The sequence below is a fragment of the Dactylosporangium roseum genome, assembly GCF_025264685.1.
Lineage (GTDB): Bacteria > Actinomycetota > Actinomycetes > Mycobacteriales > Micromonosporaceae > Dactylosporangium > Dactylosporangium roseum.
Window position 1 is genome coordinate 4,374,340 of the sequence record NZ_CP073721.1, and the last position, 24,100, is coordinate 4,398,439.

The window sequence follows — 24,100 nt, forward strand, 5'->3', positions numbered from 1 at the left end:
CCTACACGCGCACGCACGGGTCACGCGGCGGCGACGCTGCGCTGGGCGAGGAGGGCCGCGCCGACGATGCCGGCGTTGTTCTGCAGCGTCGCCGGCACCACGCGGGTGGGCACGTCGACGTGGTGCAGCCACCTGTCGGCCTTCTTGCTGACCCCGCCGCCGACGATGATCAGGTCGGGCCACAGCAGGGCGTGCAGGTGCCGCAGGTACGTCCGCACGCGCTCGCCGAACTCCTGCCACGGCAGGTCCTCGGCCTCCCGGACCCGGTCCGAGGCGTAGTCCTCCGCGTCGCCGCCGTGCAGGTGCAGGCCGCTCATCTGCAGGTGGCCGAACTCCGTGTTGGGCACGAGCCTGCCGTCGATGAACAGCGCGCTGCCGATGCCGGTGCCGAAGGTGACCATGACGACGAGGCCGCCGACCCCCTTGCCGGCGCCGTACTCCACCTCGGCGACCCCGGCCGCGTCGGCGTCGTTGAGCACCGTCACCGGCCGGCCGAGGGCCTCGGCGAACAGCCGCTCGGCGGGCGCGTCGACCCACGAGCCGTCGACGTTCGCGGCGGTCTTCGTGACGCCGTGCTGGACGACGGCCGGGAAGGTGATGCCGACAGCGGACGCCGGTTCGAACTGGCCGGCGACCGCCGCGACCGTCTTCACCACGCTGGGCACGTCGGCCGGCTGCGGCGTCTCGATCCTCACCCGGTCACTGGTGAACCGGCCGGTCGACAGGTCGACCGGCGCCCCCTTGATGCCGGAACCGCCGATGTCGATGCCCAGGACGACCACCGCTGCTCCTCCGCGCCGATGAACTCTCGCTTGCCCAGAACCCAATCATGGCGCGGCCGGCCCTCGATCACCCGGGGTAGGCCCCCACCGAGTCGCGGATCTCGAACCCGGCCGTGGTGTCCTCCGAGCGGGCGCAGTGCGCGCTGCAGTAGAAGCGGCCGGACACCTCCGCCCCGTGCCCGACGATCCTGATGCCACAGTGCTCGCACACCGGCGCGAGCCGGTGGATCGCGCACTCGAACGAGTCGAAGACGTGCACACCGCCACCGACCGTGCGCACCTCGAACGTCATGTGATAGTCATTGCCGCAGGTGTCGCAGACCGCCATCCCGCTGTCCCCCGTCCGTCGGTTTCCCGCAGCGTCCGGCACCCGGGCCGGGGCCCGCAACCGATTCGGCCGGAACTCATCCGGACTCGTCACCCGCCGGCTTGCGGCGGATCACCAGCAGCGCCACGTCGTCGTCGCGCGCGTCGGCGCTCAGCGTGGCGAGCAGGCCGTCGCAGAACTGCTCGAGGTCGCCGGCGCCGACTCCGGCGGCGGCCGCGCAGAGCCGCTCGAGGCCCTCGTTGATCGTGTGCCCGCGCGACTCGATGAGCCCGTCGGTGACCAGGACGAGCGCCTCGCCGGGCGCGAGCGTGAACGCGACCTCGTCCTCGTGCGGCAGCGCTACCCCGAGCAGCGCGACCCGGTCCTCCACGATCGCCACCCGGCCGCCGAGGACCCGCACGGGCGGCGGGTGCCCGGCGTTGGCGAGGTGGGTCTCGCCGGTGGCCGGGTCGATGCGCAGGAGGCACATCGTGGCGATCTCCTCCGGCAGGAACCGCAGCATCATGCGGTTGAGCCGTTCCATCGTGTTGCCCGGCGCGTGGCCCTCGACGAGGTAGGCCCGCAGCGCGTGCCGGACCTCGGCCATGATCGTCGCGGCCCGCAGGGAGTGCCCGGCGACGTCGCCGATGGCGGCCACGAGGTGCCCGTCGACGGCCACCACCTCGTAGAAGTCGCCGCCGACCGAGGCGTGCTCGCTCGCCGGCTGGTAGCGCACCGCGATCTCGTAGCCGTCGAACGCCGGGAGGCTGGCCGGCAGCATGTTCTGCTGCAGGGCCAGCGCCGTGCGGCGCTCCTCGTCGTAGCTGCGCAGCGCCTCGACCGCGAGGGCCATCGCCTGGCCGAGCTGGCGCAGCAGGTCGGAGTCGTCCTCGTCGAACCCGGCGGCCGGCACCGCGATGTGCAGCGGTTCCCGGCCGGTCTTGGCGCGGGCGACCACCCGCCACACCGGCGCGTCCCACCAGGGGCCGCCGTCCTGGTGGAACAGAGCGGTGCCGACCAGCCCCCGCAGCGGGTCCTCGGCGAACTGCGCCGGGTACGCGGGCCGGATGGCCGGGAGACCGCCCACCCCGTCGACCTGCACGGCGAGGGCACCGGTCTCGTCGGACGCCGCCGCGACGGCGGCCGGGCCCTCGAAGACGCTGGCGGCGCCGCTCGCGCCGACGTGGAGCAGCCCGGAGAGCGTGGTCGCGGCGTTGATCGCGGCGGTCGTCTCGACCAGCCGGGTGAGCCGGCCGGCGAGGCGTTCCGCGCGGCGGCGGGCCCGGTAGTACCGCAGCATCGCCTGGACCGTGGCGAGCAGTTCGTCGGGGTCGATCGGCTCCGCCAGGTACGCGTCGGCGCCGCGGCTGAGGCCCTGCGTGCGGTCGACGACGTGGATGGCGGTGGCCGAGACGTGGATGACGGGCACGGCCGAGGTCCGCGGGTCCTCCTTGATGCGCTCGGCGACCTCGAACCCGTCGATGTCGGGCAGCCGGACGTCGAGCACCACCAGCTCGACCGGGTGCCGGGCGAGCAGCTCGAGCGCCTCGGCGCCGGTGGCGGCCTCGGTGACCCGGTGCCCGTCGCGGCGCAGCCAGCTCGTGATGACGTACCGCTTCGAGGGGCTGTCGTCGACGACGAGGATGTCGGCGGCGCCCCCGGCGGTCGCGGCACCGTCCGGGCTCACCGGGCGATCCGCGCGAGGACCTCCGCGACGGCGTGCCGCGAGAGCTGCTCCTTCGCCAGGACCGCGGCCGCGCGGTCGAGGCCGGTGAAGTCCGCGGGATCGGCGGCGGTGACCACGACGACCGGGATGGCGGACAGGTCCGGGTCGCCGGCCGCGGCGGCGAGGAACTCGGTGCCGTCCCCGCCGGGCATCCGCAGGTTGAGGAAGATGACGTCGGGCCGGTCACGGGCCGCGATCGCCAGCGCCGACCGCACGTCGGCCGCCTCGGCGACCTCGTCCGCCATCCCGGTGAGAATCTGGCGGAGCCGGTGCCGGGCCGCCGGGTCGTCGTCGACGAGCAGCGCCCGGCCGGTCCGCGGCAGGTCGGCCTCGTCCGGCTGCGGCGGCGGGCGCAGCGGCAGGGACAGCGTGAACGTGCTGCCCTCGCCGGGCTCGCTGACCATGGCGAGCACACCGCCGAGGAGCCCGGCGAGCCGCCGGGCGTAGGGCAGGCCGAGCCCGGTGCCGCCGGTCTGGTGGGCGCCGCGGACCTGGTGGAACTCCTCGAACACCCGCGGCTGCTCGGCGAGCGGGATGCCGATGCCGGTGTCGGCCACGGCGATGTTGAGCCGGTCCTCGGCGACCCAGCCACCCATGGTCACGGTGCCGGTGTCGGTGAACTTCAGCGCGTTGGTGAGCAGGTTGCGCAGGATCTGCGTGAGCAGCAGCTCGTCGGTGACCAGGTCGGCGGCGGGCGGCTCCGCGACGACGAGCTCGACGCCGGGTTTCGCGAGGGGCCGCAGGGTGCCGCGCAACTGCCCGAAGACCGCGGCGAGGTCGACCCGCTCCCAGCTCACCTCGATCCGGTTCGACTCGGCCTTGGCCAGGTCGAGCAGGTCGTTGACCCGGTCGAGCAGGTCGGCGGCGGAACTCTGGACGAGCTGGAGCTGATGGGTCTGCTCGCCGGTGAGCGGGTCGGAGCGCGGGTCGAGCAGCAGCCGGGTCAACCCGATGATCGCCGTCACCGGGGCGCGCAGCTCATGGGAGACGTTGGCCAGGAACCGGCTCTTCGCCTCGTTGGCCTCCCGCAACTGGGCCGAGCGCTCGTCCAGCTCCGCGTACAGCGCCACGACGCCCTGGTTGGTCTGCTCCAGTTCCTCCGACAACTGCCCGTACAGCGCCATGACGCCCTTGTTGGTCTCCTCCAGCTCGGCGTTGAGCTGGAGGAGTTCGTCCCGGTGCGCCTGGACGTCCTCCAGCGCGGCGACGAGCTGCTGGTTCTGCACGCTGAGCTCGTCGAGCGCCGTGGTGGGCGCGCTCGACGCCAGCTCCTGCCGCGCCGCGGCCAGCTCCTCCGGGGTGTTCCGGCCCGGCAGCCGCCGCGTCAGGGTGATCCGCTCGTCCTCCACCCGTACCTCGTCCATCAGTCGCGCGGCCGCCGCCACACCGTCAGGTGTCCCACTACCCCATCCCACCCCGGACACAACAATCGTCAACTGGGGCCGCGGCGTGTCCGTCGTGGAGAAGGTCACGATGGCGCCGAGCACCTGGCGGCCGATCTCGCTGAGCGCGGTGGCCACCCGGACCTGGTCCTGGTGCTCCATGCCGAGCGCGGCGGCGACCTCGCGGCCGCGCTGGCGCAGCACGAACACGGCGTGCTCGTCGCGCAGCGTCAGGCTCAGCAGCGGTTCGACGCTCATCCGGGCACCGACGCACGGGCCACCGCCACGCAGGCGTCGTCGCGGCGCACGCCGGCGTCACGCAGCAGCGTCGCGGCAACCAGCAGCGGGTCCTGGCGGGACAGTCCCGGATAGTCGGACAGGCGCCAGCGGTCCGACACGCCGTCGCTGTGCAGCACCACGACCGCCTCGGGCGGCAGCTCGTAGGCGAACTCGCGCACGCCGCGCGACTGGTGCCCGACGATGCCCGGCATGGCGACCATCCCGCGCCGCTCGCCGCCGGGCACCGCGATGCTGCCGGCGACGTTGCCGAGCCCGGCGAACCGGACCGTGCCGCCTTCGAGGCGGGCGACCGACGCGGCGGCGCCCCGGGTGTGGGAGACGATCCGGTGGAGGTGCTCCAGGATCGCGCCGGGCGCGTCGAGCGCGGTCGCGTGGAACGCGTCGACGACGGCCGCCGCGGCGGTGCCGGCGAGGGCACCGTGGCCGAGGCCGTCGGCGACGAGCACGAGCAGTGCCCCGCCGTGGAGCCGGGCGGCGTACCGGTCGCCGCACACCTTCTCGCCGGTGATCGGCCGGCTGAGGCCCGCGACCGGCGGCTCGCCGGCCACGACGGCGCCGGCCGGCCAGAGCCGGGCGGCGAGGACCGTGCCCCGGCCCGGCACGGAGAAGCCGCCGGAGCTGTCGGAGAGGCGCCGGACGGCGCCGAGGCCGATGCCGAGCGTACCGGCGGTGGAGTGCCCGTCGGCGGCGCTGAACGGCAGGTCGGCCATGCCGGGCCCGGTGTCGACGGCGACCAGCTCGATTCCGCCGATGTTGCCGCGGCGCAGGATCCGCACCGACAGCGCACCGGCGTCGGCGTGGCGGTGCAGGTTGCTGGCGAGCTCGGCGGCGACGATCGCCACCTCGCCCGCGCGCTGCTCGGTGAAGCCGAGCCGCCGCGCGCCGTCGCCCGCCAGCCGCCGGGCGATCCCGGCCGCGCCGCTGTCGTCGACCGCCACCCAGCCGAGCTCCTCGACGGCCGGCGGCGCCACGGCGATCATCGGGCCCACTTGGTCACCGCGATGCGCGTACCGCCGCCGGGAGCCGTCTCGATCTCGAACTCGTCGACCAGCCGGCGGGACCCGCTCAGGCCGAGTCCCAGCCCACTGCCCGTGGTGTAGCCGTCGGTGAACGCGAGGTCGAGGTCGACGATGCCCGGGCCGGTGTCGGCGAACTCGGCCCGCACCCCGGCCCGCCGGCCGTTGTGCACCTGGCCGACGGTGGCGTGTCCGCCACCGCCGTGGATGAGCGTGTTGCGGGCCAGCTCGCTGGCCGCGGTGACGAGCTTGGTCTGGTCGACCAGCGGCAGCTCGGCCGCGACGGCGGCGACCCGGACGGCCTGACGCACCCGCACGACGTCCTTGTCGTCGGCGATGTCCAGCCGGGTGGGTGCCTCGGCCGGCGACTCAGGCCGTGTCATCGTCGGCAACCGCGAGCACGCCGACGCCGTGAACCTGCTTGGTCTCGGCGAGGATCTCCAGGGCCTTGTCGACGTCGAGCGCCGTGCGCACCCCGTTGAGCGACAGGCCCAGCTCGACCAGCGTGATGGCGACGGCCGGACGCATGCCGACGACGACGGTCTCGGCGTCGAGGACCCGCGACACCGCGGCGATCGTCGACAGCATCCGGCCGATGAACGAGTCGACGATCTCCAGGGCTGAGATGTCGATGACGACTCCGCGGGCGCCGGTCTCCACGATCCGGTCGGAGAGGTCCTCCTGGAGTTGCAGGGCCGTCTGGTCGTCGAGGTCGATCTGGATCGACACCAGCAGGATGTCGCCGATCTTCAGGACGGGCACCCGGTCCATCAGGCCGCCTTGCGTTTCACGAGCTCGACCCCGCTGGCCCGCAGCGCGTGCCGGAGCGCGTCGGCGAGGCTCGCCTTGGTGACGATGTCGCCGAACTCGATGCCCAGCGCGACGACGGTCTGGGCGATCTGCGGGCGGATGCCGGAGATGATGCACTCCGCGCCCATGAGCCGGGCCGCGACGACGGTCTTGAGGATGTGCTGGGCGACCTGCGTGTCGACGGCCGGCACGCCGGTGATGTCGACGATGGCGAAGCCCGAGCCGGTGTCGACGAGCGTCTGCAGCAGCTTCTCCATGACGACCTGCGCGCGGGCCGAGTCGAGGGTGCCGACCAGCGGCACGGCGACGACACCGTCCCACAGCTTCACGACGGGCGTGGACAGCTCCAGCAGTTGCTCGGTCTGGTCGGCGATGATCGACTCGCGGGCCTTCGTGTAGGTGTCGAAGGTGAACAGCCCCATCTCGTCGACCAGCAGCGACAGCGCCAGGAAGTCGGCCGGCCCCTGGTCGGCCGACTCGCCGTCGGCGAGGCCGAGCACGACCTCCTTGACCGTGAAGACCAGGTTGGCCGTCTCGATCGGGGTGAAGCCCTGCCTGGCCCAGTCACGCGACAGGTCGCCGAGCGCGGCCCGCGACTCGGCGCCGCCGGCGCCCGCCAGGTCGCCGTCGGCCTCGCCCTCGAGCATGGCGAGCAGCGCCCCGTGGACCTCCTGCACCTGTCGGTGCAGCTCGGCGTCGGTGAGCCGGCCGCGCAGGGTGCGCGACGCGATCTCGGCCCACCGCTTGACGACGTCGTCCTCGTGCGACCGCAGAAGCACACTGAGTCGCTGTTTCGCCTCGGCGTTCACCTTCACCCGTGTCACTCCCGTCTGACCCTCGTTCACGTCGGACCAGACGGTACCGCCCCGCGACAGCCACGGCGAACGCGGGCTTGTTTGACGTGGTGCAAATGTCAAACGAGAAATCTCACATCAGGCCGCCGGAGAAGGCGCGGATGTCCCCGACCAGCAGGTCCGGTGCCTCCAGCGCGGCGAGCGACTCCATGATCATGGGAACGATCTGGCTATCGGGGCGGCCGCATCTTTCCCATGATCATGAAACCGGGCGGCCCGGTCCGCGACGCCGTGGAGCGGCGCGGAGGCCGAACAGGGCAGCGCCCCGGGAGCGGGTCGCTCCCGGGGCGCTGCTCGCGAACAGGGGACCGTCAGATCAGGCCGAGGCGCTCGACCGCCACGCGCTCCTCCGCCAGCTCCGCCACCGACGCGTCGATGCGGGAGCGGGAGAAGTCGTCGATCTCCAGACCCTGGACGATCTCCCAGCGGCCGTTGCGGGACACCACCGGGAACGAGGAGATCAGGCCGGCCGGCACGCCGTAGGAGCCGTCGGAGACGATCGCCGCCGAGGTCCAGTCGCCCTCCGGGGTGCCGTTGACCCAGTCGTGGACGTGGTCGATGGCGGCGGAGGCGGCCGACGCGGCCGAGGAGGCGCCGCGGACCTCGATGATCTCCGCGCCGCGCTTGGCGACCCGCGGGATGAACTCGTCGGCGATCCACTGCTGGTCGCCCACGGTCTCGGCGGCGTTCTTGCCGGCGACCTCGGCGTGGATCAGGTCAGGATACTGGGTGGCGGAGTGGTTGCCCCAGATCGTCACCTTGCTGATCTCCGAAACCGGCACGCCGAGCCTGGCGGACAACTGGGCGACGGCCCGGTTGTGGTCGAGGCGGGTCATCGCGGTGAACCGCTCGGCCGGCACGTCGGGGGCGTTGCGCTGGGCGATGAGCGCGTTGGTGTTCGCCGGGTTGCCGACGACCAGGACCCGGATGTCGTCGGCGGCGCCGGAGTTGATCGCCTCGCCCTGCGGCTTGAAGATGCCGCCGTTGGCCTCGAGCAGGTCGCCGCGCTCCATGCCCTTGGTGCGGGGGCGGGCCCCGACGAGCAGCGCGACGTTGGCGCCGGAGAAGGCCGTCTTCGGGTCGTCGAACACGTCCACGCCGGCCAGCAGCGGGAACGCGCAGTCCTGCAGCTCCAGCGCGGTGCCCTCCGCGGCCCGCACGGCCTGCGGGATCTCCAGCAGCCGCAGCTTGACCTTGGTGCCGGCGCCGAGCAACTGCCCGGACGCGATACGGAACAGCAGGGCGTAACCGATCTGGCCGGCCGCGCCGGTCACGGTGACGTTGACGGGCGTGTCGCTCATGAGACTTCTCCAGCAGCAGTGGCGGGTGGGCTCTTCCGCATCAAACTATCGCGGCCCTCGATCATGGGAGCATTCGATGAGGTACCGCGTGGTGTGTGCCACGAAAGGCCCGGAGTCCACGATGCGCTCGTGCGGTGCTTCCAGGCGGCGACGGTACCGGCCGACGGTGAACCCCGGGACGATCCAGATCACCTTCCGCAAGTACACCACGACCGCCGCGACGCCGACGTGCTGGGCGACCGGAGTCGCCTGGAGTCGCCCGGAGTCGACCGTGCGCCCGGCGCGCGACGCCGCGCAACCCGATATCGTCCCGGCATGAGGCCTGGCGGCCTGACCGGTCCGGAACGAGGCGGAACGAGGCGGAACGAAGCGGAGGACGCATGGCTGCGGCGGCCGGACCCACGATCCAGTACGTCGCCCGCGCCGGGATCCTCGACCTGGGCTGGGGCCATCCGCACCCGGCGGCGCTGCCGGTCGACGAGTGGGGCGAGGCGACCGGGGCGGCACTGCGGGAGCACGGGTGGCGCGGGCTCACGTACGGGTACGCGGCCGGCCCCGGCGAGCTCGTCGACTGGCTGTGCGCGCACCTGGCCGGCACCGACGGGCGCGGCCCGCGGCCGGCGGAGGTGTTCGTGACCGCCGGCGCGTCCCACGCCCTCGAGCTCGTGTCGTCGCTGCTGGTCTCCCCCGGCGACACCGTGCTCGTCGACACGCCCACATACCATCTCGCGCTGCGGGTGCTCACCGACCGGCGGGCGGACCTCGTCGGGGTGCCGTTCGCCGACCCGGCCGCCGTCGCCGAGGCGGCGGCGCGGCTGCGCGGGGCCGGGCGGACCGTCCGGCTGGGCTACGTCGTGCCGACGTTCGGCAACCCGACCGGCGCGTCGCTGCCCGCCGACCGGCGCCGGGAGCTGCTGGCGGTGGCGGCGGCGTACGACCTGCTGGTGATCGAGGACGACACGTACCGGGAGCTGTCGTACGCCGGGCCGGCGCCCGCCTCGCTGTGGAGCGCCGACCACGGCGGGCGGGTGGTGCGGATCGGGTCGTTCGCCAAGACTGTCGCGCCGGGCCTGCGTCTGGGCTGGCTGACCGGCCCGCCGGAGCTCATCGGCGCGCTCACCGACCGCGGGTACGTCGACAGCGGCGGCGGGGTCAACCACACGGTGGCGCTGACGATGGCGACGTTCGGGGCGTCCGGCGGGTACGCGCGGCACGTGGCCCGCGGCCGCGGGCGGTACAACTCCCAACGCGACGCCCTCGTGGCAGCGCTGCGCGCCGAGGGCCTGGACCCGCCACTGCCGGACGGCGGCTGGTTCGTCTGGCTCCCGCTGCCGGACGGTCTCACGGCGTCGGCGCTGCTGCCCCGGGCGGAGGCGGCCGGGGTGTCGTTCATGTGCGGGCGGCGGTTCCACGCGGGCGGCGGGCCGGACGACCACGTGCGGCTGTCGTACTCGATGCTCGGCCCCGGCGAGCTGGCCGAGGCCGCCAGGCGGCTCGCCACCGCCCTGCGCGGGTTCAGTCCCCGTCCAGCAGCTCGATGAGTTCGGCCGCGTTGCGCTGGGCGTAGTCGGAATAGCAGTTGTTCATGAGCACGTGGGTGTTCGACGCCGTGGCGGCAACCTCCCGCAGCTTCGGCACCCACTCGCGCAGTTCGTTGACGCTGTACTCGTAGCCGAACTTCTCGTGGATGTCCTTGCTCGTCCAGCGGTCGCTGCGGCCGTGGAAACGCATCATCGCCAGGTCGGCGGTGGCCTCCAGCACCGGCGGGACCGACGACTTGTGCCCCTGCGGCATGTCGACGCCGACGAACGGCAGCTCGTGCGCGCGCAGGAAGTCGAGCGTCTCGGCGGCGTTGTCGCCCTCGAACCACGACTTGTGCCGCAGCTCGACCGCGACCGGGCAGCGGACCGCACCGCAGAGCCGGGCGGTCTGCTCGTTCGGCGGGTGGTAGTAGGTGGCGTCGACCTCGACCAGCCCGAACTGCGACGCGTAATACGCCAGCCGCTGCTCGGCGGTGCCGGCGTCCGCCGGATACCACCCGGATTCCAGCAGCGTGGGGTCGGTCCACGATGCCGTGCCGACGTGGATGGCCATACCCTGCATTGTGCTCTCTCTCGCCTGGCCGCACGTCCTGAGCTGGCGCTGCCGGCGACAACTCCTCCACCGGCCCACGCCCGACCCGCTCGCGGTCGTGCGGGCGCTGGCCGGCGTGCAGGCGCAGGTCGCCTCCGCCGCCGAGCAGGCCGTCGCCGCCCGCCAGCCGGTGCCCGACCCGGCGTCGGTGCGCGCGGCCGTGGCCGCCAAGCGGCTGGTAAAAACGTGGGCGGCCCGCGGCACGCTGCACCTGCTCGACGTCGCCGAGGCCCCGGCCCACCTCGCGCTGCTCGCCGCCGCCCGGACCTGGGAGAGGCCGTCCTGGCAGCAGACGTTCGTCACGGCCGGACAACTGGAGAAGATCAGCGCCGCGGCGTGGGAGGCGCTCGACGGTACCGTCCTGAGCCGCGCCGAGCTGACCACCGCGATCGTGGAACACGCCGGCGACCCGGACCTCGACCGGCACCTGCGTTCCGGCTGGGGCACGGTGCTCAAGCCCCTCGCCTGGCAGGGCCTCCTGGTCTACGGACCGGCCGACGGCGGCACCGTGACCTTCACGCGCCCGGACACGTTCCTGCCCGGCTGGGCGGGACTGCCGTCCGCGGCGGATGCGGCGCGGGTGGTGATCCCGGCGTACCTCGGTGCGTTCGGTCCGGCGTCGTCCGCCACGTTCGACCAGTGGCTGATCCGCGGCCAGTCGAGGAAGGCCATGCTGAGGGGCTGGTTCAAGGCTCTGCTGGCCGATGGTGTCCTGACCGAGGTGGAGGTCGACGGCGAACGGCTCTTCGCCCGGACGGCCGACCTGGACTCCCTGGCCGCCGCGGACCCGGCCGGCTTCGGCGAGGTCCGGCTGCTGCCCGCGTTCGACCAGTTCGTGCTGGGCCCGGGCACGGCCGACACCCGGGTGGTCCCGCCCGGCCGCCGGCCCGAGATCAGCCGCACGGCGGGCTGGATCTCCCCGGTGGTGGCCCATCGCGGCCGGGTGGCCGGCACCTGGGACCGTACCGACGGCGAGGTGACCGTGAACCTGTTCCCCGAGCACGGCGAGGTCCCCGCCACGTCGTTGCGCGACGAGATCGCCCGCGTGAGCACCTCCTGACCGTTGATCATGCAAGACCGGGAAGTTAAGCCGCTGGGGCTGTTGTCAATGGGCTGGTTGATGTGCCGATAGCGATGGCGATGTCGGTGATCCGGTGGATGATCTTCGGGGTTTTCAGGTTCTTGTAGGCGTAACGGGAGATCGGCCGTTTCACCACACGTGGGCTGATCCGGGCGCGTCGGGCCGGTAGCAGGTCAGCCAGCACAGCACGACCGATCGCACCGACCAGGTCGACCGCGATAGTGATCACCCCGACAGCGCGGATGGTCAGATCGCGGGCGGTCTGCACGGCGATGGTGAAGCTGGCCCGGTCCGGGTCGGCCCCGGTGGTGTCCGTGGCCCAGGTCATCGTCTGCCGCAGCGCCTGATAGACGGTCAGCAGTGCGTAGAGTTCCTGATCGACGCCGTCCGGAGTGGTCGAACGCAGCACCCGCCCAGCCAGCAGGGTGTGCTTGATCGCCAGGAAGGTCGACTCGACCTCCCACCGCTCGTGGTAGAGCTCGATCAGCGCCCCGGCCGGATAGCGGCGCTCGTCGGTGAGGGTAGTGACCAGCCGCCAGACACCGGTACGGGTCGAACCATCCGCACAGGACAGCGTGACGACCGCCTCGACCACCCGAACCCGCACCCCAGCCACCACACTGGCGTAGGAACCGTCACCAAGACGGTCCAGCACCGGCAGCTTGCGACTGGACTTGACCCGCAGCAACAACCCCGCCCCAGCGGCGGTGACCTTCGTCATGAACATGTTGGTGTCATAGCCACGGTCGGCCAGCAGCAGCATTCCCGGCCGCAGCAGACCCAGCAACCCCACGGCATAACTGGTCTCACCACTCTCACCACCCACGCCGGTACCGAACACCGCACCGAACACCGCCCGAGTCCCGGTCTCCACCAACGCCACCACCCGCACCAGCGGATACCCCGGCTCACCGGCACGGGCCATCCGCTTGCCGTACACCGCCCGATTCGCCGGCGAATCCGGCACATTCACCGTGGACCCGTCGATCGCCACCGTACGCAGCCCCCGCCACCACGCCCCGACCGTGTCGCGACCCGCCACCGGCCCGGCCAGAGTCTGGAACAACCGCCGCAGCGGCGGCACCCCCACCCGCCGCCGCGCCTGCGCCAACCCCGACGACGACGGACACACCCCCAACCCGGCCACCACACCCAACCCACCGACCAACGCTCCCCACACCCGCCGATACGACAACGAGCCGAACAACCCCAACCCCAACAGCCAATACACCACCACCCGCGACGGCAACCGCCGCACCCGCCGCTGCACCCGCCCCGTCTCGGCCAACACCGCATCCACCAACTCCACCGGCACAGCCCGGGTCAACTCACCCAGATGCCCCGCCGCGAACACCCCCACCGGCACCGACCCGACCCCGGCAATGACAGACTCCTCCGACAACGGGACTCCCCCCACAGGCTGATCTTGATCGACTGCCTGTTCTACCGGAGTCCCGTTGCCTTATCACCCCACCACACCGCAACCACACACCCTTGACAGCAACCCTCACGACTTAACTTCCCGGTCTTGGTTGATCATGGGGTCGGGCGGCCTGGCGGCGGGCGGCAGATAGCATGAAGTCGGGCGGCACGGCGGCAGACGGCGTGACGGCGGACTGCGCGGAACGCGCGCCGGTCGGCGCGCTTCGGCGGCGGCACCGCCGAGCCCCGCGACCGATTTGCCGGTCTTGTCCGGGTTGACCAGGAGCTGCTGGGCTCGACGTTGCGGCTTTACATGATCATGGGAAAGATGTGGCCGCCCTGGCGGCCGCATCTTTCCCATGATCATGCGGTCGGTCGGCCCGGAACGCGCCGCACCGGTCCAGCCGCGACCGTGAGCGGCAGACACCCGCTCGCACGACCGTGCGTCACCATCCCGTAACGCAACACCGGGATTGCCCGCCGACCGCACGGCTCAGCTACGCGGCCTTGCCTCGGAGCCCCGAATCCTCCAAGATCACGCGGCCCGGCGGCACACCTGGGCAACGCATCCGGGCAGCATGGCCGGGCGATACAACGGGCACCGCGACCAGGCGATCCAGCCCACCGGCGAGCCAACCTACGAACAGCACGCCCCACAGCCCGCCCCGGTCAAAGACGCCCGAGCAACCACGACCCGCGAGCGGCGCAACCGTGCGGCCCGGCCCGGGCGCCTCAGGCCGAGGACAACCCAACCGGGCCACACCCGGGCCGGAAACCGAACCGGGCGCCGACCATACTTCGGCGGCCGGGGCGGAAGCGCCGAACCGGGCGGCGACCACATCCCGGCGGCCGGGCCGGTGGCGGGAGAGCGCTACTTCAGCAGGGCGCGGGCCCTCTCGGGGTCGAGCTCGCCGTTGACCGGCGCACCGGCCGACGGGCACTCCGCGAGCAGCGGGCAGGCGCCGCAGGCCGGGCGGCGGGAGTGGCAGGTGCGGCGGCCGTGGAGGATCAGCAGCAGGTTGACCGGGACCCAGTCCTTGCGGTCGAACAGGGACCGGACGGCCTGCTCGACCGCCGCGACGTCCTTCTCCTCGGCCCAGCCCAGCCGGTGCGCGACCCGGCCGACGTGGGTGTCGACCGAGACGGCCGCGATGCCGAAGGCGTTGCCGAGGACCATGTTGGCCGTCTTGCGGCCCACCGACGGCAGGGCGACCAGCTCGTCGACCGTCCGGGGCACCTCGCCGCCGTGGCGCTCGACCAGGACCTCGGCGAGCTTGATGACCGATGCCGTCTTCTTGCGGTAATAGCCGACCGGGACGAGGATGCGCTCCATCTCCTCCGGGTCGGCGGCGGCGAGGTCGGCGGCCGTCGGGAAGCGTCCGAACAGGACCGGCGTCACCGCGTTAACCCGCTCGTCGAGCGCCTGCGCGGCGAGGACGGCCGCGACGAGCAGGTGCAGCGGGGAGGCGAAGTCCAACTCGAGGCGCGCGTCCGGATAGCGGGCGGTGAGCAGACGCAGGATTCGCCGGGCCCGCCGCTTCAGGGCGAGATCGGGACCGGACGGCTGGGCGACGGGTTCGACGGCTGTGGCGGAGCGACGGGACGACGGCACGAGACGACCCTACGTCCGAGGTACGACAAAAATCGGGCACGGCGGCGACCTGCGCGACGTGCGCGACGTGATCGCCAAGGCGTTCCCGACGGTGCTCACGGCGGCTGCCGAGCACCGGGCCTTCCCGCGCCGCGACGCTCGCCGCCCACCGGGTCGGCGCGTGGCCGCGCGACCGGACCCGGGCGAAACCGGAGCCGTGGCTCGCAAGCCCCGAGACGAGGACCGGGCCCGCCCCGGGCGAGGGAGCGGGCCCGGCCGGCACCGGTCAGGCGACGGAGGCCAGTTCCGGCACCGCCGGCTCGTCGGCCGGGCGCAGCGCCAGGGCCAGCACGTCGGCCACGTCCGTCAGCGCGTGCACCGTCAGCCGGCCGCGGATCTCCTCGGGAAGGTCGTCCAGGTCCGGCTCGTTGCGCTTCGGGATGACGACCTCGGTCAGGCCCGCACGGTGGGCGGCGAGCAGCTTCTGCTTCACGCCGCCGATCGGCAGGACCCGCCCGGCCAGGGTGACCTCACCCGTCATGCCGAACTCGGGCCGCACCGGGCGGCCGGTGGCCAGCGACGCCAGGGCGGTCACCATCGTGATGCCCGCGCTGGGACCGTCCTTCGGCACCGCGCCGGCCGGGACGTGCAGGTGGATGCGGCGGCCCGCCAGCTCGTTCGGGTCGATGCCGAGGCGCCGGCCGTTGGAGCGCAGGTACGACAGGGCGATGTGCGCCGACTCCTTCATGACGTCGCCGAGCTGACCGGTCAGCGTCAGGCCGGGCTCACCGTCCATCGAGGTGGCCTCGATGAACAGCACGTCACCACCGGCGCCGGTCACCGCGAGGCCGGTCGCCACGCCGGGGACGGCGGTGCGCTCGGCGGACTCGGGCGTGAACCGGGGCCGGCCCAGGTACCGCGCCACGTCGTCGACGTCCACGTGCACGGCCTCGGCAGACGAGGAGAGCGCGACCGCGACCTTCCGCAGGATCTTCGCCAGGGCCCGTTCGAGCTGCCGCACGCCCGCCTCGCGGGTGTGCTCGCCGGCGATCACGGCCAGGGCGGCGTCGGTGACCGAGAACTCCGACGCGTCGAGGCCGGCGCGGTCGAGCTGCCGCGGCAGCAGGTGGTCGCGGGCGATCGCGACCTTCTCCTGCTCGGTGTAGCCGTCCAGGGTGACCAGTTCCATCCGGTCCAGCAACGGGCCGGGGACGGTCTCCACCACGTTGGCGGTGGCCAGGAACAGCACGTCGGACAGGTCGAGGTCGACCTCGAGGTAGTGGTCGCGGAACGTGTGGTTCTGCGCCGGGTCGAGGACCTCGAGCAGGGCCGCCGCCGGGTCGCCGGCGTAGCCGACGGCCAGCTTGTCGACCTCGTCGAGGAGCACGACCGGGTTCATCGAGCCGGCTTCGCGCAAGGCGCGGACGATCCGGCCGGGCAGCGCGCCGACGTAGGTGCGCCGGTGCCCGCGGATCTCGGCCTCGTCGCGGACGCCGCCGAGCGAGACCCGGACGAACTCGCGTCCGAGGGCGCGGGCGACGGACTCGCCGAGGCTGGTCTTGCCCACCCCGGGCGGGCCGGCGAGGGCGAGGACCGCGCCGGAGCCGCGGCCACCGACGACCTCGAGGTGGCGCTCCGCGCGGCGGTTGCGCACCGCGAGGTACTCGAGGATGCGGTCCTTCACGTCGGCGAGGCCCGCGTGGTCGGCGTCGAGGACGGCCCGCGCCTCGGCCAGGTCGGTGTTGTCCGTGGTGCGCACGTTCCACGGCATCTCCAGTACCGTGTCGAGCCACGTGCGGATCCATCCGGCCTCCGGCGACTGGTCACTGGCCCGTTCGAGCCGGCCGACCTCGCGCAGCGCGGCCTCCCGCACACCCGCGGGGAGGTCGGCGGCCTCGACACGGGCGCGGTAGTCGGCGGAGCCGTCGGGCTCGTCCTCGCCGAGTTCCTTGCGGATCGCGGCCAGTTGCTGGCGCAGCAGGAACTCGCGCTGGGTCTTCTCCAGGCCCTCGCGCACCTCGTGGTTGATCTTCTCGTTGACCTCCTGCTCGGCGGCGTGGGCGCGGGCCCACTCGACGAGCAGTTCGAGGCGGGCGGTGACGTCGGGCGCGCCGAGCAACTGGATCTTCTGCGCGAGCGTCAGCCACGGCGCGTAGCCGGCGGAGTCGGCGAGCTCCGACGGGTCGGTGATGCGCTCGACGGTGTCGATGACCTGCCAGGCGCCGCGCTCCTGGAGGACCCCGATGACGAGGGCCTTGTACTCGCGGGCGAGGTCACGGGCCTTGCCGGCGGGCGCGGGCTCCTCGGGCACGGTGGCCTCGACCCACAGGGCCGCGCCGGGGCCGGGCACGCCGGCGCCGATGCGGGCGCGGGACAGGCCGCGGATGACGGCCGCGGGCTCGCCGCTGGGCAGCCGCCCGACCTTGTCGAGGGCGGCGATGACGCCGAAGGAGTTGTATTCGCCGTCGACGCGCGGTACCGCGAGGACCCGCTTGTCGCCGGCGGCGCGTGCCGCGTCGACGGCCGCCTGCGTGGTGGCGTCGAGCGTGACGGGAATGACCATGCCCGGCAGCAGCACGTCGTCGTTCAGGGGAAGAACCGGGAGCGTTGCCATGCGAGACACACCTGCCTTGTAGTTGAGCGTGTCTGACTTAAGTTACAAAGCGTTCCCCATGTTCCCGCCGGAATCCCTCGTGTGACCCAGGCCACTACCGATACGAGGGCAGCGACGTCCGCACCGCCGCCGACCGGGCCCACCTTGCGCATCGATCTTGCAGTTGTGGTGCCTAACAAACCGGGCATTCAGGGAGTGTCTCGGCACCACAACTGCAAGATCAACGCGCAACAAGGCGGATCAGCAGGCACCGGCGACGGACTTCTTGCCGCTGGGGCACAGGACGTCGACGTACGTCACGCCGTCCAGGCGGGCCCCGTCGAGACGGGCGCCGCGCAGGTCCGAGTCGGTCAGCTCCACCCCGCGCAGGTCGGCGCCCCGCAGGTCGGCCTCGCGCAGGTCGGACCGGCGGAACGTGGCGTCCCGCAGGTCGGCCTCGTGCAGCCGGGCCCCGTTGAGGCCCACATCGGTGAACGCCGCCCCGCTGAGCTGCGCGGCGCGCAGGTCGGCACCGGCGAGCCGCACGCCGTCGAGCACCGCCCGGCGGCCCTCGGCCTCGCTCAGGTCCGCCCCGCTGAGGTCCACGTTCGACAGGCCGGCACCCTCGAACCGCACGCGGTGGAGGTTCGACTCCCGCAGGTCGGCCTCGCTGACCACGCCGTCGAGGGTGGCGCCTTCGAGGTCCGCGCAGCGCAGCTTGCGCGCGCTGAGGTCGGTCGCCGGCACCTCGCGGTCCGGCAGGAGCACCGCGCCGGGTGCCGTACACCGGCGGCCGTGCCGCTCCTCCCGCTCACCCGTCAGCGTGAGCACCGCCGCGACGACGGCCAGCACCAGCAGGTACACCGCGCCCACTTTCCGCGGGGACATGCGCTGCCTCTGCCCGCCTCAGCGGACGGCAACCACGACCGCGGTGGCGTTGTCCCGGCCGCCGGCCTCCAGCGCGGCGGCCACGAGCGCCGCCGCGACGGCGTCCGGCGGCGCGCCGCCGCCCAGCGTCTCCTCCACCCGCCGGTACGGCACCTGCTCGGCGACGCCGTCGGTGCACAGGCAGTACACGTCGCCGGGGAACATCGTCACGCTCAGCACGTCGGGCTCGGGCAGCCCGGGGTGGCCGATGAACCGGTGCAACTGGTACCGCGCGGCGGCCGCCTGCGGCGAGTCGGCCGGGAACCAGCCGTGCACCGCGCCCAGCCAGGCCTCGGTGTGGTCGATCGTGAGCAGCTCCAGCAGGCCGCCGCGCAGCCGGTACACCCTCGAATCACCGATCTGCGTGACCCACGCGCCCGTCGCGTCGGCGACCAGCGCGGTCAGCGTGCAGCCCGTGAGCTCCCGCAGCTCCCGCCCGGCGGCGCGGACCCGCCGCTGCGCGGCGGCGACCGCGGCGAACAGGGGCGACGGGCCGAACGGGCCGCGATGGTCCTGGACGGCGGTGGTGAAGACGTCGACGGCGGTGCGTCCGGCCGTGCGGCTGCCCTCGCCGGCGCCCATCCCGTCGGCGACCACCGCGCACAGCCCCGGCCGCTGCCGCAGAGCGGCGGCGTGCAGCACGTCGAAGTTGGCCGGGTATCGCCGGCCGGCATCGGTGGCGGAACCGACCCGCAACCTTCTCCCGGCGGCCTGCACGTCGATGTTCATCGAGTCCAGCCTATCCGGTGGCCGATCACCCGGTCGGCCGGCCGGCGGCGGCCCCGGCAGCGCGCGCCGAGCCACGGCGCCCGCCCGGCGACCGGCCCGTCCTCGACCCGCGGCCGTCGAGGCGCGCGGAAGGCGCGGATCAGCGGCGGGCGTAGACCTGCCAGGTGCCGTCCGGGCGGCGCTCCCAGCCGTCGATCTCGCCGCCCAACTCGGCGAACATGATCACCCGGTCGTAGATCCAGTCGGCGAAGTCGTCCTGCTCGGCCTCGTCGAGGCCGGCCCGGACGACCGCGCCGAACGTGATCAGGCCGGTCCCTTCCAGCGGCGATGCGCCGAGGACGCCGATGACCTCTTCGGGCTCGACTTCCTCGCGCTCCTCGACCTCGAGGTAACCGCCGTCGGGCATCTCCACCAGGAACGCCAATGTCGTCTTCCTCAGCGCGTCGCTGCCGCCAGGCCGGCCCGGACACCGTCGGCGTCGCGGTTCGTACCGTACACCGGGGTGTCCGGTCGCTGCCGCCGGCTGTCGTCGAGGTCGCCCGCGTCGTCCCCGGCGACCGGCGGCCCGATCCGGCCCGGACCGCCGATGTGCCCCGAACCACCGGTGCCGATCTTCATACCGGAATTCCCCCAATCGGCACGGGCGCCGCGACACCCGGCCAACTCGCAGGTTACGCACAGCTTCGCGGCCGGTGGCGCCGACGGCGGCGAACCGACCGTCCGGGTGCCGCGTTCCGTCCGTACGGCCGTCGCGGTCCGGGTGCTGCCGTCCCGCCGTCCGGACCGTCCTTTCGGCAGGTGAGGCCGCCGTTCCGGCGATGCCGGCGGTCGATGGTCACCGGTACATTCGCCGGATGGATCCCGCAGCCGCGAGCCACCCGGCGACGCTGCCGCGCCCGCTGACGTCGCTGGTCGGCCGCGACGCCGAGGTCCGCAGGGCCGCGCGCCTGCTCACGCCTTCCGGCACCCGCCTCGTCTCACTGGTCGGGACGGCCGGCTGCGGCAAGACCCGCCTGGCGATCGCCGTCGCCGCGGCCGAGGCCGACCCGGTCCTGTTCGTCGACCTGTCCACGATGGACCCGGCAGCCGGTGCCGCCGGCTTCGTCCTCGACGTGCTCGGCGCCGCCCGCCGGCCCGACCTCGACGTCACCGACACCCTCCTCGAGACACTCGGCGACGGGCCGGCGCTGCTCGTGCTCGACAACTGCGAGCACGTCGCCGGCGCCGTCGCCGGCCTCGCCGAGCGGCTGCTGGCCGCGAAGCCGGCGCTACGGCTGCTGGCGACGAGCCGCCAGCCGCTCACGGTCGCCGCCGAGACCGTCCTCGCGGTGGAACCGCTCGACCCGGGGACGGCGCTGCGGCTGTTCGAGACCCGCATGTACGAGCGCACCGGCCGGCCGCTGCCCGAGACCCACCGGGCCGCCGCCGCCGCGATCTGCGACGCGCTCGACGGCCTGCCGCTCGCCGTCGAGCTGGCCGCCGCCCGCGCCGCGCTGCTGTCCGTGCCCGAGGTGCGCCGGCTCCTCGCCGACCGTTTCCGCGTGCTCGCCGACGCCAAGGCGGGCGGCCCCGAGCACCACCGCACGCTGCGGGCCGCCCTCGACTGGAGCTACCAGTTGCTCTCCCCCGGCAAGCAGGCCCTGCTGCGGCAGCTCGCGGTCTTCCAGGGCGGGTGGAGCGCCGAGGCGGCCGCGGTCCTGCCCGGGCACCGGCCCGACCTCGTGGCCGCGCTGGCCGACCGGTCACTGGTCCTGGCCGACGGGGGCCGCGGCCGGATGCTGCAGACGGTCGCCGCCTACGCCACGGCCCGCCTCGCCGAGGCACCCGACGAGGCCCACGCGGCCCGCGACGCGCACGCCGCGCACTTCCTCGCCCTGGCCGAGCGGGCCGCCGCCGACCTCCGCGGCCCCGGCCAGCGCCGGTGGCTGCGCGTGCTCACCCTCGAACAGGACAACCTCCGCGCCGCCATGGCCTGGCTGTCCCGGCGCCCCGGCGGGCACGTCGAGGAGGACCTCCGGCTGGCCACGGCGATGGCGCCCTTCCAGCACTTCACCGGTGTGTACGGCCTGGGCCGCGACTGGCTGGCCGCCGCCCTTGACCGGCGCCCGGACGCGCCCGCCCCGGTCCGCGCCGCCGCCGCCTCGGCCGCCGCGACCCTGGCCATGCTCGCCTGCGACTACCCCGCGGCCGCGGACCTCGCCCACCGGGCGCTGGCCCTCGCGGCCGACGACCGGGTCCGGCTGCTGACCCTGCTGGGCTGCGTCGAACGGGAACGCGCCGCGTACGACCGGTCGCGCGAGCACCTCGACGAGGCCCGGGCGCTCTACCGCGCGGCCGGGAACGCCTGGGGCGAGGGCCGCGCCGCCCAGCTCGCCGGTGCGACGGCCTGGCTCTCCGGCGACCTCGACGGCGCCGCCGCCCTGCTCACCGCGAGCCGCACCGCGTTTCAGGACCTCGCGGACGACGAGTCCGCCGCGTCGTCGTCGACCCACCTCGGCGCGGTGGCCCACTTCCGCGGTGACCAGGTCACCGCCCGCCGCCACCTGGTCGACGCGCTGGACCGCTTCACCGAGCTGTCGTTCCCGGAGGGCATAGGGTGGGCGCAGGACCTGCTCGGAAGGGTCGATCTCGCCGAGGACCGGCTGCCGTCGGCGACCGAGCGGCTGCGCTCCAGCCTGACGATCCACCGTCGGGTCGGCGACCGCTGGCGCTCGGCGAGCGTCCTCGAAGCCCTCGCCGAGGCCCGGCGCAGGAGTGGCGATCCCGCCCACGCCGCCGCGCTGCTCGGTGCCGCCGACGTGATCCGCCAGGAGATCGGCGCACCCACCCCGGCCTGCGAGCTCCCGTCGCGGCAGCACACGGAGGCCGAGCTGCGGGCCGCGCTGCCGCCGGAGACGTTCGCCCGCGCCCACCGCTTCGGCGCCCGCACCCCGGTCGACGAGCTGCTGCCCCTGTCGTCGGCCGCGCCGGTGCCGGTGACGCTGTAGGACCGGACCGTGATCACCACGTTGGGATGACCCGAACGGGTGAATCGGGCCCCGGCGAACCGGGTCCGGCCCGCGTGCCCGTATCGCATCTCCGGTGCAGGATCCCGACTTTCCGCAGATTCCGGCCGAATGATCACCAGTCGCCCTATTTTCGGCTCATCTCCCCGACTGCATGGAGGTGCGATGAGAATCCGGAGAGGTGTCGCCCTGACCGTCGCCGCGGGCGCGGTCGCCGTGGGCGCCGCGGTGCAGGCAGGCCCGGCGATCGCCGCCGACCAGGGCATGGCGCGCGGGGTCGTCGCCATCACCAACAGCGTCCGCGCGCGGGCCGGCTGCGGGCCGGTCACCCCGAACGCGCGGCTCAACCACGCCGCGTGGCTGCACTCGCTGGACATGGCCGGCCGGGGGTACTTCGCGCACGGCCAGCCCGGCCACCGGGTCCGCGCCGCCGGGTACCGCTGGTCGGCGTACGGCGAGAACATCGCCTGGGGCCAGCGCAGCGCCGGCGAGGTCATGCGCGACTGGATGAACAGCCCCGGCCACCGGGCCAACATCCTGAACTGCCGCTTCCGCAACGTGGGCGTCGCCGTCGTCTACAACGCCCGCGGCGTGCCGTTCTGGACCCAGGACTTCGCCAGTCCCCGGTGAGCGAGCGACGCGGCAGCGGCACTCAGCGGGTTCCCATCCAGTGTTCATCGCGCGTTGGCCTGAACCGCTGGACAGAATGCCCCGTTGACCCCCTAATGGAATGCACCTCGCACCGGCACCCGCCCGCCGGTCGGGCCGCGTCCCGCAGTACCGCATCGCTCCGCCGCACGATCACCGTTCCTCGCCGCACCAGCTTCCTGGGTGGCGCGCACCCTCCAACCGGGAGGCCGCCGTGAACGACATGACCTTCGCCGACGCGCCCCTCACCGAGGCCACGGCCGCCGCCTACGTCGCCGCCGCCGGGTTCCGGGTCGGCCCGGTCGGCCGGGTCGGTGTGGAGCTGGAGTACTGCGTCCGCGATCCGCGCCGCCCGCTGCACCGCCCGGCCGGGGCGCGGATCCTCGGCCTGCTCGCCCACCTGGGTGATCCGCTGCCGGGCGGCAGCGGGGTCAGCGTCGAGCCGGGCGGGCAGGTGGAGCTGTCCTCGGCGGTCGGCGCCGGCCTGGCGGACTGTGTCGCGGCGCTCGCCGCGGACCTCGCGCTGGTGCGGCACGAACTGGCCGCGCAGGGCCTCGTCCTGGACGGCACGGGGTTCGACACCGCGCGGCGGCCGCGGCTGGTGACGGACCACCCGCGATACGCGGCGCTGGCCGAGTACCACGACCGTTCGGGGCCCAAGGGCCTCGCCGTGATGTGCAACTCCGCCTCGATCCAGGTGTGCCTGGACGCCGGGACCGAGGAGGACGACTGGACGGACTTCCGCCGCCGCTGGTGGCTGGCGGACGCCATCGGGCCGGTGATGATGGCGGCGTTCGCCAATTCGCCCCAGGTGACCCGGTCGGGACGGCGGTGGGTGTCGTACCGGCAGGCGCTGCGCTTCGGCACCGACGCGAGCCGCACCCGGGCGCCCCGGCGCACCGACGACCCGCGCCGGGCGTGGGCGCGGTACGCGCTCGCGGCCCGGGTCGCGATGATCGCCGGCACCGGACCGGCGCCGTGGCACGTGCCGTCCGGGCTGACCATGCGCGACTGGCTGCGTGGCCACGGGCCCCGGCCGGTGACCCTGGACGACCTGGAGCGCCACCTCGGCACGCTCGTGCCGCCGGTACGGCCCCGCGGCTACCTGGAGCTGCGCATGATCGACCAGCAGCCGGGCGACGGCTGGGTCGTGCCCGCCGCCGTGGTCACCGCCCTGCTCGACGACCCCGAGGGTGCCCAGGCCGCCGCCGACGCCACCGAACACCTGCGCGCGCCGCTGCGCCGGCACCGCGACTGGACCACCGCGGCCCGCGACGGGCTCGCCGACCCGGCGCTGGCCACCGCCGCGCTCGCCTGCTTCACCGCCGCCGAGGAGGTGCTGCGCCGCCGGGACGCGCCGCTGCCGATCCGCGACGCGGTGGCCGCCTTCGTCGACCGGTACGTCCTGCGGGGGCGCTGCCCCGCCGACGACGTGCGCCGCGACTCGCGCCGGCGCCTCGGTGTGGTATCAACGGGGTGATTGTCCACCCTCT

General features: G+C 73.7%; 22 protein-coding genes. 5 read left to right on the top strand and 17 right to left on the bottom strand.

The window, feature by feature from the left end:
- Nucleotides 1-20 precede the first annotated feature (20 nt).
- From ppgK to Drose_RS20525, 9 genes are all read right to left on the bottom strand, one after another.
- Nucleotides 21-782 carry a polyphosphate--glucose phosphotransferase gene (gene ppgK / locus Drose_RS20480; protein ID WP_260722901.1) on the bottom strand — a complete coding sequence of 254 codons (762 nt, stop codon included), beginning with the start codon at nucleotides 780-782 and terminating at the stop codon, nucleotides 21-23.
- Between the two features lie 67 nt (nucleotides 783-849).
- A complete protein-coding gene (locus Drose_RS20485) occupies nucleotides 850-1,110 on the bottom strand; it encodes a Prokaryotic metallothionein (protein ID WP_260722902.1) in 261 nt (86 codons plus the stop codon).
- 76 nt (nucleotides 1,111-1,186) lie between these two features.
- Nucleotides 1,187-2,776 (bottom strand): fused response regulator/phosphatase, encoded by a 1,590-nt coding sequence (locus Drose_RS20490; RefSeq protein WP_260722903.1) that lies wholly within the window; start codon nucleotides 2,774-2,776, stop codon nucleotides 1,187-1,189.
- Nucleotides 2,773-4,455, bottom strand: coding sequence for an ATP-binding protein (locus Drose_RS20500; RefSeq protein WP_313899922.1), 1,683 nt, complete (start codon nucleotides 4,453-4,455; stop codon nucleotides 2,773-2,775). Before Drose_RS20500 ends, Drose_RS20490 begins: the two co-directional genes overlap by 4 nt.
- A complete protein-coding gene (locus tag Drose_RS20505) occupies nucleotides 4,452-5,477 on the bottom strand; it encodes a SpoIIE family protein phosphatase (protein ID WP_260729767.1) in 1,026 nt (341 codons plus the stop codon). The genes Drose_RS20500 and Drose_RS20505 overlap by 4 nt, the downstream gene beginning before the upstream one ends.
- Nucleotides 5,474-5,896, bottom strand: a complete 423-nt coding sequence (locus Drose_RS20510) for an ATP-binding protein (protein ID WP_260722904.1) — start codon at nucleotides 5,894-5,896, stop codon at nucleotides 5,474-5,476. The genes Drose_RS20505 and Drose_RS20510 overlap by 4 nt, the downstream gene beginning before the upstream one ends.
- On the bottom strand, nucleotides 5,883-6,284 hold the full coding sequence (locus Drose_RS20515) for an STAS domain-containing protein (protein WP_260722905.1): 402 nt from the start codon (nucleotides 6,282-6,284) through the stop codon (nucleotides 5,883-5,885). The genes Drose_RS20510 and Drose_RS20515 overlap by 14 nt, the downstream gene beginning before the upstream one ends.
- Nucleotides 6,284-7,138, bottom strand: coding sequence for an STAS domain-containing protein (locus Drose_RS20520; protein ID WP_260729768.1), 855 nt, complete (start codon nucleotides 7,136-7,138; stop codon nucleotides 6,284-6,286). The genes Drose_RS20515 and Drose_RS20520 overlap by 1 nt, the downstream gene beginning before the upstream one ends.
- Before the next feature lie 350 nt (nucleotides 7,139-7,488).
- The gene (locus tag Drose_RS20525; protein ID WP_260722906.1) at nucleotides 7,489-8,478 is read right to left on the bottom strand and encodes a malate dehydrogenase; all 990 of its coding nucleotides are present in this window, start codon (nucleotides 8,476-8,478) and stop codon (nucleotides 7,489-7,491) included.
- A gap of 380 nt (nucleotides 8,479-8,858) precedes the next feature.
- On the opposite strand from Drose_RS20525, the gene Drose_RS20530 reads away from it, so the two are divergent.
- Nucleotides 8,859-10,019 (top strand): aminotransferase-like domain-containing protein, encoded by a 1,161-nt coding sequence (locus Drose_RS20530; RefSeq protein ID WP_260722907.1) that lies wholly within the window; start codon nucleotides 8,859-8,861, stop codon nucleotides 10,017-10,019.
- Here Drose_RS20530 and Drose_RS20535 read toward each other — a convergent pair.
- Nucleotides 9,994-10,572, bottom strand: a complete 579-nt coding sequence (locus tag Drose_RS20535; RefSeq protein WP_260722908.1) for a DUF72 domain-containing protein — start codon at nucleotides 10,570-10,572, stop codon at nucleotides 9,994-9,996. The genes Drose_RS20530 and Drose_RS20535 overlap by 26 nt on opposite strands.
- Nucleotides 10,573-10,582: 10 nt before the next feature.
- Here Drose_RS20535 and Drose_RS20540 point away from each other — a divergent pair, with 10 nt between their 5' ends.
- Nucleotides 10,583-11,671: a winged helix DNA-binding domain-containing protein gene (locus Drose_RS20540; RefSeq protein ID WP_260722909.1), complete on the top strand. Its 1,089-nt coding sequence runs from the start codon at nucleotides 10,583-10,585 to the stop codon at nucleotides 11,669-11,671.
- A gap of 25 nt (nucleotides 11,672-11,696) precedes the next feature.
- Here Drose_RS20540 and Drose_RS20545 read toward each other — a convergent pair whose 3' ends face one another.
- The 7 genes from Drose_RS20545 to Drose_RS20575 all read right to left on the bottom strand — a co-directional run bounded on the left by Drose_RS20545 (nucleotide 11,697) and on the right by Drose_RS20575 (nucleotide 19,572).
- A complete protein-coding gene (locus Drose_RS20545; RefSeq protein ID WP_260722692.1) occupies nucleotides 11,697-13,094 on the bottom strand; it encodes an IS4 family transposase in 1,398 nt (465 codons plus the stop codon).
- A gap of 891 nt (nucleotides 13,095-13,985) precedes the next feature.
- Entirely contained in the window at nucleotides 13,986-14,726 is a 741-nt protein-coding gene (nth, locus tag Drose_RS20550; protein ID WP_260722910.1) for an endonuclease III, read from the bottom strand.
- 265 nt (nucleotides 14,727-14,991) lie between these two features.
- On the bottom strand, nucleotides 14,992-17,319 hold the full coding sequence (lon, locus tag Drose_RS20555) for an endopeptidase La (protein WP_260722911.1): 2,328 nt from the start codon (nucleotides 17,317-17,319) through the stop codon (nucleotides 14,992-14,994).
- 240 nt (nucleotides 17,320-17,559) lie between these two features.
- On the bottom strand, nucleotides 17,560-18,186 hold the full coding sequence (locus tag Drose_RS20560; protein ID WP_260722912.1) for a pentapeptide repeat-containing protein: 627 nt from the start codon (nucleotides 18,184-18,186) through the stop codon (nucleotides 17,560-17,562).
- An 18-nt stretch (nucleotides 18,187-18,204) separates the two neighbouring features.
- Nucleotides 18,205-18,954 carry a PP2C family protein-serine/threonine phosphatase gene (locus Drose_RS20565; protein WP_260722913.1) on the bottom strand — a complete coding sequence of 250 codons (750 nt, stop codon included), beginning with the start codon at nucleotides 18,952-18,954 and terminating at the stop codon, nucleotides 18,205-18,207.
- A 139-nt stretch (nucleotides 18,955-19,093) separates the two neighbouring features.
- Nucleotides 19,094-19,378: a hypothetical protein gene (locus Drose_RS20570; RefSeq protein WP_260722914.1), complete on the bottom strand. Its 285-nt coding sequence runs from the start codon at nucleotides 19,376-19,378 to the stop codon at nucleotides 19,094-19,096.
- An 11-nt stretch (nucleotides 19,379-19,389) separates the two neighbouring features.
- Nucleotides 19,390-19,572, bottom strand: coding sequence for a hypothetical protein (locus tag Drose_RS20575; RefSeq protein ID WP_260722915.1), 183 nt, complete (start codon nucleotides 19,570-19,572; stop codon nucleotides 19,390-19,392).
- 236 nt (nucleotides 19,573-19,808) lie between these two features.
- Here Drose_RS20575 and Drose_RS20580 point away from each other — a divergent pair, with 236 nt between their 5' ends.
- The 3 genes from Drose_RS20580 to Drose_RS20590 all read left to right on the top strand — a co-directional run bounded on the left by Drose_RS20580 (nucleotide 19,809) and on the right by Drose_RS20590 (nucleotide 24,087).
- Entirely contained in the window at nucleotides 19,809-21,941 is a 2,133-nt protein-coding gene (locus Drose_RS20580) for an ATP-binding protein (RefSeq protein WP_260722916.1), read from the top strand.
- Nucleotides 21,942-22,124: 183 nt separating this feature from the next.
- A complete protein-coding gene (locus tag Drose_RS20585) occupies nucleotides 22,125-22,589 on the top strand; it encodes a CAP domain-containing protein (RefSeq protein WP_260722917.1) in 465 nt (154 codons plus the stop codon).
- A 241-nt stretch (nucleotides 22,590-22,830) separates the two neighbouring features.
- Nucleotides 22,831-24,087 carry a glutamate-cysteine ligase family protein gene (locus tag Drose_RS20590; protein WP_260729769.1) on the top strand — a complete coding sequence of 419 codons (1,257 nt, stop codon included), beginning with the start codon at nucleotides 22,831-22,833 and terminating at the stop codon, nucleotides 24,085-24,087.
- Nucleotides 24,088-24,100: the final 13 nt, after the last annotated feature.

What these genes read in the sequence shown, in the direction of transcription:
- Drose_RS20575 (WP_260722915.1), bottom strand. Translation starts at nt 19,572, where the DNA reads ATGAAGATCGGCACCGGTGGTTCGGGGCACATCGGCGGTCCGGGCCGG.
- Drose_RS20535 (WP_260722908.1), bottom strand. Translation starts at nt 10,572, where the DNA reads ATGGCCATCCACGTCGGCACGGCATCGTGGACCGACCCCACGCTGCTG.
- Drose_RS20560 (WP_260722912.1), bottom strand. Translation starts at nt 18,186, where the DNA reads ATGTCCCCGCGGAAAGTGGGCGCGGTGTACCTGCTGGTGCTGGCCGTC.
- Drose_RS20580 (WP_260722916.1), top strand. Translation starts at nt 19,809, where the DNA reads ATGGATCCCGCAGCCGCGAGCCACCCGGCGACGCTGCCGCGCCCGCTG.
- lon (WP_260722911.1), bottom strand. Translation starts at nt 17,319, where the DNA reads ATGGCAACGCTCCCGGTTCTTCCCCTGAACGACGACGTGCTGCTGCCG.
- Drose_RS20530 (WP_260722907.1), top strand. Translation starts at nt 8,859, where the DNA reads ATGGCTGCGGCGGCCGGACCCACGATCCAGTACGTCGCCCGCGCCGGG.
- Drose_RS20590 (WP_260729769.1), top strand. Translation starts at nt 22,831, where the DNA reads ATGACCTTCGCCGACGCGCCCCTCACCGAGGCCACGGCCGCCGCCTAC.
- Drose_RS20565 (WP_260722913.1), bottom strand. Translation starts at nt 18,954, where the DNA reads ATGAACATCGACGTGCAGGCCGCCGGGAGAAGGTTGCGGGTCGGTTCC.
- Drose_RS20485 (WP_260722902.1), bottom strand. Translation starts at nt 1,110, where the DNA reads ATGGCGGTCTGCGACACCTGCGGCAATGACTATCACATGACGTTCGAG.
- Drose_RS20510 (WP_260722904.1), bottom strand. Translation starts at nt 5,896, where the DNA reads ATGACACGGCCTGAGTCGCCGGCCGAGGCACCCACCCGGCTGGACATC.
- Drose_RS20515 (WP_260722905.1), bottom strand. Translation starts at nt 6,284, where the DNA reads ATGGACCGGGTGCCCGTCCTGAAGATCGGCGACATCCTGCTGGTGTCG.
- Drose_RS20500 (WP_313899922.1), bottom strand. Translation starts at nt 4,455, where the DNA reads ATGAGCGTCGAACCGCTGCTGAGCCTGACGCTGCGCGACGAGCACGCC.
- Drose_RS20585 (WP_260722917.1), top strand. Translation starts at nt 22,125, where the DNA reads ATGAGAATCCGGAGAGGTGTCGCCCTGACCGTCGCCGCGGGCGCGGTC.
- Drose_RS20505 (WP_260729767.1), bottom strand. Translation starts at nt 5,477, where the DNA reads ATGATCGCCGTGGCGCCGCCGGCCGTCGAGGAGCTCGGCTGGGTGGCG.
- Drose_RS20525 (WP_260722906.1), bottom strand. Translation starts at nt 8,478, where the DNA reads ATGAGCGACACGCCCGTCAACGTCACCGTGACCGGCGCGGCCGGCCAG.